Origin of the sequence: Staphylococcus simiae (genome assembly GCF_017357005.1) — a bacterium.
Lineage (GTDB): Bacteria > Bacillota > Bacilli > Staphylococcales > Staphylococcaceae > Staphylococcus > Staphylococcus simiae_A.
On sequence record NZ_CP071589.1, the window covers coordinates 1,551,972 to 1,565,018 of the forward strand.

10 protein-coding genes are annotated in these 13,047 nt (G+C 31.5%); 4 read left to right on the forward strand and 6 right to left on the reverse strand.

The annotated features are described in order from the left end of the window. Window positions 1-41 precede the first annotated feature (41 nt). From J3R86_RS06955 to J3R86_RS06965, 3 genes are all read right to left on the reverse strand, one after another. Window positions 42-3,239, reverse strand: a complete 3,198-nt coding sequence (locus J3R86_RS06955; protein WP_207516674.1) for a DNA polymerase III subunit alpha — start codon at window positions 3,237-3,239, stop codon at window positions 42-44. An 18-nt stretch (window positions 3,240-3,257) separates the two neighbouring features. Further along, window positions 3,258-4,199, reverse strand: a complete 942-nt coding sequence (locus tag J3R86_RS06960) for a DHH family phosphoesterase (RefSeq protein WP_207516675.1) — start codon at window positions 4,197-4,199, stop codon at window positions 3,258-3,260. Between the two features lie 250 nt (window positions 4,200-4,449). Then, window positions 4,450-5,748 (reverse strand): DRTGG domain-containing protein, encoded by a 1,299-nt coding sequence (locus J3R86_RS06965; RefSeq protein WP_207516676.1) that lies wholly within the window; start codon window positions 5,746-5,748, stop codon window positions 4,450-4,452. Between the two features lie 205 nt (window positions 5,749-5,953). Between J3R86_RS06965 and J3R86_RS06970 the strand changes: the two genes are divergently transcribed. Together J3R86_RS06970 and J3R86_RS06975 are read left to right on the forward strand one after the other, a co-directional pair. Further along, window positions 5,954-6,367 carry a universal stress protein gene (locus tag J3R86_RS06970; protein WP_002462088.1) on the forward strand — a complete coding sequence of 138 codons (414 nt, stop codon included), beginning with the start codon at window positions 5,954-5,956 and terminating at the stop codon, window positions 6,365-6,367. Between the two features lie 235 nt (window positions 6,368-6,602). Further along, window positions 6,603-7,744, forward strand: a protein-coding gene (locus J3R86_RS06975) for an IS3 family transposase (protein WP_207516677.1) whose coding sequence is annotated in 2 segments (ribosomal slippage) — window positions 6,603-6,873 and window positions 6,873-7,744 — 1,143 coding nt in all. Because the reading frame shifts where the segments join, the coding sequence is not laid out codon by codon here. Between the two features lie 76 nt (window positions 7,745-7,820). Here the strand turns inward: J3R86_RS06975 and J3R86_RS06980 are convergent. After that, window positions 7,821-8,510: a metal-dependent hydrolase gene (locus J3R86_RS06980; RefSeq protein ID WP_207516678.1), complete on the reverse strand. Its 690-nt coding sequence runs from the start codon at window positions 8,508-8,510 to the stop codon at window positions 7,821-7,823. A gap of 180 nt (window positions 8,511-8,690) precedes the next feature. Here J3R86_RS06980 and J3R86_RS06985 point away from each other — a divergent pair, with 180 nt between their 5' ends. Next, window positions 8,691-9,746, forward strand: coding sequence for a M24 family metallopeptidase (locus tag J3R86_RS06985; RefSeq protein ID WP_207516679.1), 1,056 nt, complete (start codon window positions 8,691-8,693; stop codon window positions 9,744-9,746). 125 nt (window positions 9,747-9,871) lie between these two features. On the opposite strand, the gene ald is transcribed toward J3R86_RS06985, so the two are convergent. Further along, window positions 9,872-10,990 carry an alanine dehydrogenase gene (gene ald / locus J3R86_RS06990; protein ID WP_207516680.1) on the reverse strand — a complete coding sequence of 373 codons (1,119 nt, stop codon included), beginning with the start codon at window positions 10,988-10,990 and terminating at the stop codon, window positions 9,872-9,874. 140 nt (window positions 10,991-11,130) lie between these two features. Between ald and J3R86_RS06995 the strand changes: the two genes are divergently transcribed. Next, complete coding sequence (locus J3R86_RS06995) at window positions 11,131-11,631, forward strand: universal stress protein (protein WP_207516681.1); 501 nt, start codon at window positions 11,131-11,133, stop codon at window positions 11,629-11,631. A 143-nt stretch (window positions 11,632-11,774) separates the two neighbouring features. Here J3R86_RS06995 and J3R86_RS07000 read toward each other — a convergent pair whose 3' ends face one another. Beyond that, window positions 11,775-12,974, reverse strand: coding sequence for an acetate kinase (locus J3R86_RS07000; protein WP_207516682.1), 1,200 nt, complete (start codon window positions 12,972-12,974; stop codon window positions 11,775-11,777). Window positions 12,975-13,047: the final 73 nt, after the last annotated feature.

A 13,047-nucleotide genomic window follows, 5' to 3' on the forward strand; every position in this document is an offset into this window, starting at 1 on the left:
ACCATCAGTTTACTATATCATAATTTTTTATTTGATAAAAGTTATATAAGTCTAATATCTGTAGGCTTGAACGATTGAATAAACTCATCTAAGCGACTTTCTTTTTGATTAATATAACCAATAGGTATCATATTATTTGTTGTTTCATCATAAAACATTATTTCTATATCAATTTGATGTTGCTTCTGATTATATATAATCTCCTTAAATTCATCTATGTTTTCTTTTGTTCGAATAACAATTTGTTTAGTCGATAATCTTTTTTGCTCTTCATAATGATCAAGTTGCATTATATCATTGATAATAAATTGTTTTTGTTGATTTCGCACATCAAATTTACCGCTAATAATATAATAATCATGTTGTGATAGTTCTGTTTCATACTTTTTATATTTATCAGGGAAAATAACCCCGTCCAACATTTGTCTGCCATCATTCAGTGTCACAAAGGCCATATTTTGACCATTTTTAGTACGAATTTGTTTGATATTATCAAATTGTACTAATATAGGATGATAGTTTTTAGCATTTGCTAACTTGTATATAGTTAAATATTGTTTCTTTTCGAACATTTTTTCAACAGGATGTTTTGAAATATAAAATCCTAAATATTCCTTTTCGAACTGGCTTATCAAACCATCAGATAATTCTTCTTTTTCTTCATAAATTTCTTTGGGCGTTAACATATCAAATAATAAATTTTCTTGTTCAATATTTAAGCCATCATCCATAACTTGATCAATGGCATGTAATAGCGTTGCACGTGTCTTGTTAAAATTATCAAACGCGCCTACCAAAATTAAAGCTTCTAACAATTTCTTGGTCTTAACACGCTTAGGAATACGTCTTGCAAAATCAAAAAAATCTTTAAATTTACCATTTTGATAACGTTCGTCAACAATTACTTTAACACTTTGGTAACCAACACCTTTAATCGCTCCTAGTGACAGGAAAATGCCTTTTGGTGTTGCTTTATAAAACCAATGACTCTCATTAATATTCGGTGGTAATATTTTTATATTTTGTTGCTTAGCTTCTTCAATTATTTGAGCCGTCTTTTTATCTGCACCAATCACATTACTTAAAATATTTGCATAAAAATAATTTGGGAATCTTACTTTCAAATATGTCATAATATAAGCAATTTTTGAATAGCTTACCGCATGCGCTCTAGGGAAACCATAATCAGCAAATTTTAAAATTAAGTCAAAGATTTGTGTACTTATCGCTTCACTATAACCATTAGCGATAGCACCCTCAATAAAATGTTGACGTTCACTTTCTAATACTGCTCTATTTTTTTTACTCATCGCACGTCTCAATATATCCGCTTCACCATAACTGAAATTAGCAAACTTACTAGCTATTTGCATAATCTGCTCTTGATAAATAATAACACCATAAGTATTTTTTAAAATAGGTTGTAAGTCAGGATGTAAATATTGAACTTTTGAAGGGTCATGACGTCTACTAATATATGTTGGAATTTCTTCCATTGGTCCTGGACGATATAATGAAGTAACAGCAACAATATCTTCAAAATGTTCTGGTTTTAATCTTTTTAACACATTTCTAACACCATCGGATTCTAATTGGAAAATACCTGTCGTATCTCCTTTTGATAATAATTCAAAGACTTTCGGGTCATCTAACGGTATTTTTTCAATATCAATATGAATATCCAAATCTTTATTAACTTGATTAATGATTTGATGAATAATTGATAAATTTCTTAATCCTAAGAAATCAATTTTTAGTAGTCCAATTTTTTCATCTTCGGTCATTGTCCACTGCGTCAATAGCCCAGTATCGCCTTGTGTTAACGGAACATAATCATATAAAGGTTGATCATTAATAATAATTCCAGCTGCATGGGTAGATGTATGTCTTGGCAAACCTTCTAATTTTTTACTTAAATCAAACCAACGCTCATGACGGTGATTACGATGGACAAAATTTTTAAATTTTTCATTTTGATATGCTTCATCTAAGGTTATTCCTAATTTTTGTGGTATCAAACTGGAAATTTCATTTAAAGTAATATCATCAAAGCCCATAATTCTACCAACATCTCTAGCAACTGCTTTAGCTAATAAGTGGCCAAATGTCACTATCCCAGAAACATGCAATGATCCGTATTTTTGTTGAACATACTGTATGACTTTTTCACGTCGAGTATCTTCAAAATCAATATCGATATCTGGCATTGTTACACGCTCTGGATTTAAAAATCTTTCAAACAGCAAATTGAATTTTATAGGATCAATGGTTGTAATTCCTAATAAATAACTCACTAGCGAACCTGCAGATGACCCCCTACCAGGTCCTACCATAACATCATGTGTCTTAGCATAATGTATTAAATCACTTACTATTAAGAAATAATCTTCAAAGCCCATATCCGTAATGATTTGATATTCATAGGTTAATCGTTGCTGATATTGTTCTTGTTGCAGATTTAATTGTTCTAACTTCTTAACTAATAAGCCCCACAAATATTCTTTTGAAGGTTGTTCTTCAGGTGTTTCATATTGAGGTAAGAGTGATTGATGGTATTTTAATTCAGCATTGCAAAGCTGTGCTATTTTATCAGTTTCTTCTATAAATTTTTGATTTATAGAAAGATCTTGTCTCTCATTTTTAGTAATAAAATGTTCACCATAGTCTCTAGGTTCATGAATTAAATCTAATTTTTGATTATTCTTTATCGCAGACATTGCTGCAAGTGTATCTGCATCATTTAAAGTTAAATATCTGATTGACTGTAACCATGTATGCTGCATGTGATCCATTGATATACTAAGATGATCTAAATAAACAAATGGATGGTGCTTAAATTCTTCCACGATAGCTTTATGTTGTGGCTCGACATGCTTAAAAATCATTATCAAGTTTTCATTATAGCGCTGTAACAAGTCACATTGTACATTTTCTAATTGATTCATTTTAATTTCAGATGATAGTTGAAATAATGCTTGTAAGCCCTCATTATTTCTAGCTAGAACTACCATTTCTAAATAGTCTAAACCATTAGTTACATGAAGTGTCATTCCAAAAATGGGTTTAATGTTATGCGCTAAACATGCATCATAAAATTGTGGATAGCCATACAACACATTGGTATCAGTCAACGCAATGGCACTAACATCTTCAGACACTGCTTTTTTAACAATATCTTCTATCTTTAAACTAGAGCTTAATAAATCATATGCTGAATGTATATTTAAATATGCAACCATGGTTGTATGACTCCTTTCTTAGTTTAATTTTGTTCGCAATGCTTGAGCTAATTCATCAAATTGTACCCATGTAGCAACTGAAACACCACAAGCATTAGGATGTCCACCACCACCAAATTCATTAGCTATATCATTAATTGCTATATGACCTTTTGAACGTAATCTACATCTAATTTCATTACCTTCATCGACACCAAACATCCAAATTTTCAATCCTCTGATATCAGCAATAGTATTAACAAATTGAGAAGCTTCATTTGCTTTAATATCAAATTGCTTTAGTACTTGTTGTGTTATTTTCACTTGGCAAAAACCATCATCCATTAATTCAAAATGTTGTAATACATATCCTTGAAACGGTAGCATTTTAGGATCTTTTTCCATCATTTTATTTAATTCTGCATTATGATCAAAATCTTGAGCGATAAGTTTACCAGCAACATCCATTGTATGTTCAGTTGTATTATTAAATAGGAAACGACCTGTATCTCCAACAATCCCTAAATAAAGTACTCTAGCAATATCTTTGTTAATAAGAGACGTATCATTAAAATGATTAATAAAATCAAATATAATTTCACTTGTTGATGAGGCCGAAGTATTCACAAAATTTATATCACCATATGGATCAGTTTCAGGATGATGATCGATTTTTATTAATTGTTGTCCTAAATTAAAACGGCTATCATCAATACGTGGTGCATTTGCTGTATCACACACTATAACTAAAGCATTTTCATAAGTTGCGTCACTTATATTATCTAAATTACCAATAAAAGCTAAAGATGGTTCTCCATTACCTACGGCATAGATATCTTTATGTGGGAATTTCTGTTGTAAGTAATATTTCAAACCAAGTTGTGATCCGTAAGCATCAGGATCTGGCCTAACGTGTCTATGGATGATTATAGTATCAGCTTGTTCAATTTTTTCCATTATATTATTCATTGTCTTTATCATAATATTTCCCCCTTTTAGAGCTAGTAAGATTTTTAATCTATACTAGCTCTTATGCAGTTGTACCTCAGTACAACTGTATTCCTTTTATCATTTTTAATCTATACTAGCTCCCCAACTTGCATATTTTTGTAAAAATTCTCCAAGTAGAATTTTTAGATGTTGGGGCCCCTATGCAGTTGTATGTCAGTACAACTGTATTCCTTTTAAATTACTATTTTAATAGTTAGAAGTTCCTCATTATCCCACATTTTTACAGTTCATCAAACATTTGACATATTACAAGTGCACTTGCTACTTTTTCTTTACCACTAACCATAGTAACTTCAATCTTAGCAAAATTACGGCCTAAATCTAGTATGTCATAATCAACGGTAATATAAGACTCAATCGGTACAGTTTTAATATAGACAATGTTCAAATTTTCTATCATTACATTACCTTTTTTATATTTACGCATTTCATACTGTATGGTTTCTTCAATGATACTAACAAAAGCACCTTTACTCAAAGTACCATAATAATTAATAAATAGTGGAGAAACTTCAACTGTAATTTCATCTTGATTCATCGTAATATATTTAGCAATTTGATCATTGATAGTGTCACCCATTTGAGGTTGACGTCCTATCACTTGTAATGATTTTAAAACGTCTTGTCGATTAATGACACCAATCGTTTTATTATTACTTGCCACTACCGGTATCAATTCAATACCTTCCCAAATCATCATATGCGCACAACTAGCTACAGTACTTGAAGCTGTAACACAAATTGGATTTTTAGTCATAATTGAACCAATTTCATCATTATCTTCGGTATTAATTATTTCTCTACTTGTTACAATGCCAACTAACTTATATGTTTCATTAACAACCGGGAATCTAGTGTGCCCTGTTTCATTTGCAATTCTTTTATAATCTTCAATTTTCATATTATCAAATAAAACGGATAAATCATCGAGAGGCGTCATGATATCTTGTACAATCAAAATATCTTTTCGTATTTTTTGATCAAATAAGGCTTTATTAATAATATTAGCTACTAAAAATGTATCATAGCTTGATGAGATAACAGGTAATTCTTTCGCATTAGCATATTCTATGACCCTACTTGATGGTTTAAAACCACCAGTGATAAGAATTGCAGTATCTCTTTTCAATGCTTCAATTTGCACATCATCTCTATTACCAACAATTAATAAAGTTTTATCACCAATATATTTCATAATATCTTTAATTTCCATTGCCCCAATAGCAAATTTCGACACAGTTTTAGTTATTCCTTTATGACCACCTAAAATTTGACCATCAATAATATTAACAATTTCATTAAACGTTAAATGTTCAATTTCAGATCGGTTACGTTTTTCAATTCTTACAGTACCGACACGATCAATGGTTGCAACCATACCGATTTTGTCAGCATCTTTAATTGCACGATATGCTGTGCCTTCCGATACATTTAAAAATTTGGCGATTTTACGTACTGATATTTTAGAGCCAATAGAAAGTGATTCAATATAATCTAAAATTTGTTCATGTTTTGTCATGATATACCTCGTCTTTTCAAACACTAATAGCTATATTATAACTTTATTTTCAATAAAAAGCATTGAACAATAACTGATAAATAACTACCAGTAGTATTTTATATTTTACATAAAAGTGTGTTTATAAAATATTTCAAAAAAGATATATTTTAAATGGAAAAATTTACTATTATTTATTAGAATAGAAGTGAGGAGGGATGTACCGATGTATAAAAATATATTACTTGGTGTAGACACTCAACTTAAAAATGAAAAAGCATTAAAAGAAGTGTCTAAATTAGCTGGCGAAGGTACAGTTGTAACAATTTTAAATGCTATTAATGAGCAAGACGCACAAGCTTCAATTAAAGCAGGTGTTCATTTAAACAAATTAACAGATGAACGAAGCACACGTTTAGAAAAAACACGTAAAACTCTTGAAGATTATGGTATTGATTATGATCAAATCATTGTAAGAGGAAATGCTAAAGAAGAATTACTAAAACATGCCAATAGCGGTAAATATGAAATTGTTGTGCTTAGTAACCGTAAAGCTGAAGATAAGAAAAAATTTGTTCTTGGTAGTGTCAGCCATAAAGTAGCAAAACGTGCAACAATCCCTGTGCTGATCGTTAAATAATAATTTAATGTTAGATTCGAAGCGGTTTTGAAGAATAATTTATATTGTTAAACTCAACTAAAAAACTGATAAATTGATACTATAGTTTATCAACTTTATAACCATTCGATTAATAACAGCATTAAAAATAACGCGTTAGATTTCACGTTACTGAGCTGACCCCAATTAGTGGGAATAAAATAAAAACACTTCCGTTGAATTCGTGTAAAATGAATCTAAACGGAGGTGTTTTTCTATGAAAAGAGTATCTTATTCATTAGAAACTAAAAATAAAGCTATTGAAATGAAAAGTGCTGGTTATACTTCAAAACAAATTATGGAGACCTTAAATATTAGAAATAGAACACAGGTCGATACATGGTGGCGTTGGTATCGAAATGGAGAAAGTTATAGATTTTCTCAACAAGTAGGAAAACAGTACAGTTATGGCAAGGGTATTGAAGAATTAAGTGAATTAGAAAGACTAGAATTAGAGCTTAAAAGAAAAGATGTTGAATTGGACATTTTAAAAAAGTACAAAGAATTGGAAAGGAAGTGGTTCCAGTAGTAGTTATAGAATTAGTAGAAGAATTGAAGGATAAGTATTCAACCAAAATGATACTTGAGGTTTTAAACATACCTAAATCAACATTTTATAGATGGAAAAAGAACCAAAATAAAATAGATTTTATTACTGAAAAAGTCATTGAATTATGTGAAGAAAACAACTATACCTACGGTTATCGAAAGATTACAGCGCTAATTAATCAATCATCTTCTGTACCTGTTAATCATAAACGAATTCAGAGAATTATGCAGGAGAACAATTTGAATTGTCGAGTTAGACCTAAAAAGGCTAAAAAAGCTGGATCTGCTTATTATAAAACAGATAATTTATTACAAAGACAATTTAAAGCTAATCAACCAATGAAGTTACTAACTACTGACATTACTTATTTACCATTCGGTAATTCAATGTTGTATTTATCTTCGATTATGGATCTTTACAATGGAGAGATTGTGGCATATAAAATAGGATCTAAACAGGATCAAAATTTAGTTAACGAAACATTAAATCAACTAGATATACCCGAGGGTTGTATACTACATAGCGATCAGGGAAGTGTGTATACATCGTATTCTTACTATCACTTATGCGAAGAAAAAGGCATTGTCAGAAGCATGTCCCGTAAGGGAACACCTGCTGACAATGCCCCGATAGAAAGTTTCCATTCCTCGCTAAAGTGTGAAACCTTTTATCTCAACAATGAGCTTAGTAGCTCTAATAACATTGTAATCGATATTGTGGAAAAATACATTGATTATTATAATAAATTTAGAATTCAACAAAAACTAGGCTACTTTTCTCCTATAGATTTTAGAAAATTAGCAGCCTAGAATATAGTGTTTTTATTAAGTTCCCGTTTTAAGGGTTCAGTGCCTTACAAACATGATAATCTAACGCGTTTTTATATTAAAATTTAACTTCTTCTCCAGGTTTCAACACTTGAACTTCCCCAACTGTCACTGCATCTTTAAATTGTTGTGGATCCTGTTCAATAATCGGGAAGGTATTGTAATGTACAGGAACAGAAACTTTCGGTTTGATAAACTCATTGATTGCATAACTTGCATCATCAATACCCATCGTAAAATTGTCACCAATTGGAACGAAACATACATCTACTGGATGGCGCTTAGCAATAAGTGACATATCGCTAAATAGTCCTGTATCTCCTGTATGATAAATTGTTTTACCTTCTGCTTCAATAATGATACCCATAGGCATACCTAAATATACTGGTATACCATCTTCATGTGTGAAACTAGAACTATGAAATGCTTGAACATATTTAACACTGCCGAAATCCAAATTAGCTTTACCACCAATATTCATACCTCTAACATCTTTAACACCATGATATGTTGTTAAATAATCAGCTAATTCTGCACTACCAATAACAGTAGCATGATTTCTATTAGCTAATTCAACCACATCACCAAAGTGATCAGCATGTCCATGAGTAAGAATAATATAATCTACCTCTAATGTTGAAGCATCTAAATCTGATTGTTCATTACCTGTAATAAATGGATCGACGATAACCTTTTTACCATGTGCTTCAAAATATATTACCGATTGACCATGAAATGAAAGTTTCATTAAAATAGCCCTCCTATTTAATTTCTAATAATTTTAATATACCCTACTATAAACCAATTATAACAAATAAAATTTCTTTCAAGTGATAGTGTAATAAATTCTAAATTCGAACTCATTCTACTTTATATTATAAAATGCTAAAATAAAGTTAACTAATACAAGTATTGGAGTGTTAATTTAATGGCAAACATACAAAAAGTAATTGAAGCATTAAAAGAACAACAAGCAGATGCAGCATGGATTACGACACCGTTAAATATTTTTTATTTCACTGGATATAGAAGCGAGCCTCATGAAAGATTATTTGCTTTGTTAATTAAGCAAGATGGTTCGCAAGTTTTATTTTGTCCGAAAATGGAAGTTGAAGAAGTTAAAGCATCTCCATTTAAGGGTGAAATTATTGGGTATTTAGATACTGAAAATCCATTTTCATTATATCCAGCCACTTTCAAAAAGTTACTTATCGAAAGTGAACATTTAACTGTAGCCCGTCAACGACAATTGAAAGAAGGATTTAATACGACTGATTTTAATGATATTGACTTAACCATCAAACATTTACGCAACATTAAATCTAAAGATGAAATTGCTAAAATTAAGAGAGCAGCAGAATTAGCTGATAAATGTATTGAGATCGGTGTAGCATATTTAAAAGTAGGTATTTCAGAGCGTGAAGTTGTCAATCACATTGAACAAACCATCAAACAGTATGGTGTTAATGAAATGAGCTTTGATACGATGGTATTATTCGGTGATCATGCAAGCTCTCCTCATGGTACACCAGGTAACAGAAAGTTAAAAAACAATGAATATGTATTGTTTGATTTAGGTGTTATTTATGAACATTATTGTAGTGATATGACTCGCACAGTTGCTTTTGGTACGCCAACCCAAGAAGCACAGGATATTTATCAAATTGTTTTAGAAGCGGAAACGTCAGCTATTGAAGCAATCAAACCAGGTGTACCATTACAACATATCGATAAAATTGCGCGAGATATTATTAGTAATGCTGGATATGGTGACTATTTCCCTCATCGTTTAGGACATGGCTTAGGTTTAGAAGAACATGAATACCAAGATGTATCTAGTAGTAACAGTAATCTACTTGAAGCTGGTATGGTCATTACCATAGAACCAGGTATTTATGTACCACAAGTTGCAGGAGTGAGAATTGAAGACGATATTTTAGTTACAGAAAATGGCTATGAAGTCTTAACTCATTACAAGAAATAAAATAATAATAAAAGAACCTCTCATCATCAACTACCTGTTTGAGAGGTTCTTTAGTTATATAAAAATATAGTTAAGACAATATCACATTAAAATATTTCTTTTCACTATTGGAATATTTAAATGTCCTATGATTCAAGTGCAGCTTCTACTGTTTGATATGGTAAATCAAATGCTTGTGCTACACCTTTATTAGTTACATGACCTTTATAAGTGTTTAAACCTAAAGATAATGGTTGGTTAGATTTAAATGCGTCTCTATAGCCTTTATTAGCTAACATTAATGCGTAAGGTAAAGTAGCATTATTCAATGCAATTGTTGAAGTACGAGGAACTGCACCAGGCATATTGGCAACAGCGTAATGAACAACACCATGTTTAATATAAGTTGGGTCATCATGTGTCGTAATTTTATCTGTTGTTTCAAAAATACCGCCTTGGTCAATAGCAATATCAATAACTACAGAACCATTTTTCATTTGTTTAATCATCTCTTCAGTAACAAGTCTTGGTGCTTTAGCGCCAGGAATTAACACTGCCCCAATAACTAAGTCACTTTGTTTAACATATAATTCTATATTTAATGGATTAGACATAATTGTATGAACACGACCATCAAATAAATCATCTAATTGTTGTAAACGTTTTGGATTAACGTCTAAAATAGTAACATCGGCACCTAAACCAAGCGCAATTTTAGCTGCATTTGTTCCTGCTTGTCCACCACCAATGATAGTTACTTTACCTTTAGGTACGCCAGGTACGCCACCTAGTAAAATACCCATACCACCATTTAATTTTTGTAAAAATTCTGCGCCTACTTGAGCAGACATACGACCTGCTACTTCGCTCATTGGTGATAGTAATGGCAATGATCTATCAGGTAATTGTACTGTCTCGTATGCAATACTAATAACTTTGCTATCGATTAAAGCTTGTGTTAGTTTTTCTTCATTAGCTAAATGTAGATAAGTAAAGAGTACTAAACCTTCTTTAAAATATTTATATTCTGGTTCAAGTGGTTCTTTCACTTTGATAACCATATCTACATCCCATACTTTTGCTTGTTCAGCAATAATTTCTGCACCAGCTTCTTTGTAATCTTTATCTTCAAAGAATGATCCAGAACCTGCGTTTGTTTCCACCAATACAGTATGTCCACTTTCAACTAATGCATGAACACCACTAGGGGATAAACCAACACGGTTTTCATTATTTTTTATCTCCTTAGGTATACCAATTTTCATTACATCCACCTCCATACTCATCTTAACGCGAACTATATGAAAGCGCAATCAAATTTACACAAAATTGTAACTGTTATTTCTCTAACTTTTCGGAAAATTATGTTAAAATAGACTTAAGAAAGAAGAAGGAGGCACTTACTATGATTACTTATAAAAATATTTTAATTGCAGTTGATGGTTCACATGAGGCAGAATGGGCATTTAACCGTGCTGTTGGCGTTGCAAAACGTAATGATGCGAAATTAACAATTGTGAATGTTATCGATTCAAGAACATATTCATCATATGAGGTTTATGATGCTCAATTCACTGAAAAGTCTAAACACTTTGCAGAAGAGTTATTAAATGGCTATAAAGAAGTAGCCACTAATGCAGGTGTAAAAGATGTTGAAACTCGACTAGAATTTGGTTCTCCTAAATCTATCATTCCTAAAAAACTTGCTCATGAAATTAATGCAGATTTAATAATGAGTGGTACTTCTGGTTTAAATGCTGTAGAAAGATTTATCGTCGGCTCAGTATCTGAAGCTATTGTACGTCATGCACCATGTGATGTATTAGTCGTTCGTACAGAAGAATTACCAGCTGACTTCCAACCACAAGTAGCTACAACTCAATTACGTGAGAAATATCAAAATTAATCATTTATAATAATTAAATACATCTCGTTGTAGTTTCAAAACTGCAACGGGATGCATTATTTTATATCAACAAAAGCTCTAATCTGATAAACCAATCAGATTAGAGCTTTTCTACTTTAACTTATATTACCGCTACTATTTAATTATTTTAAATTTCCGAATGTCATAACATCACGTGCAATCATACTTTCTTCATCAGTTGGTATTACAATAACTTTAACTGGTGAATGTGGGTAGTTAATAAAGCCTTCTTTTCCACGTAACTTTTCATTTTTCTTAGGATCCCAGTATACACCCATAAATTCTAGTCCTTCTAAAACTTTAGCACGTATTTCTACTGAGTTTTCACCAATTCCAGCTGTGAAGACGATGACATCAACACCGTGCATTCTTGCTGCATAAGAACCAATGTATTTATGGATTTTAGAAGCAAAAACATCTAATGCCATTTGAGAACGGTCTTTACCGTTTGAAGCTTCTTCAGATAAATCACGTAAATCACTTGACGTACCAGAAAGTCCTAATAAACCAGACTCTTTATTTAAAATTTCTAATACTTGTTCAGCAGTCTTACCTGTTTTTTCCATAATGAATGGAATTAAAGCTGGGTCAATATTACCTGAACGTGTACCCATTGTTACACCAGCAAGTGGTGTGAAGCCCATTGACGTATCAATTGATTCTCCACCATCAATAGCTGCAATTGAAGCACCATTACCAATATGACAAGAAATAATACGTAGATCTTCAATTGGTTTGTCTAAAATCTCTGCTGCTCTTTGTGATACAAATTTGTGACTTGTACCATGGAAGCCATATTTACGAATACCATAATCTTTATAATAATGATATGGCAAGCTATATAAATATGCTTTCTCAGGCATCGTTTGATGGAATGCAGTATCGAAGACAGCTACATGCGGAATATTTGGTAATAATTTACGGAATGCACGAATACCCATTAAGTTTGCTGGGTTGTGTAAAGGTGCTAATTCACTTAATTCCTCAATTTCTTTTTCAATTTCATCAGTGATTTTGACAGACTCAGGGAATTTTTCACCACCATGTACAACACGGTGACCAGTACCGTCGATATCATTAATATCGTTAATAATATTATGTTCCTTAAACGCTTCTAACATAATATCAACTGCTTCTACATGATCATTAATATCTTTAATTGTCGTTTCTTTTTCACCATTCACTTCAATTGTAAAAATTGAATCTTTTAATCCAATTCTTTCAACTAGTCCTTTAGTTACTAATTCCTCTTCAGGCATTCTTATCAATTGAAACTTTAATGATGAACTACCAGCATTGATAGCCAAGATTAATTTTGACATAAATATTGTCCTCCATCGTTTGCTTATTTGTACTATTTCATTTCCCATTTTATCATTCAAACAGTTTTATGAC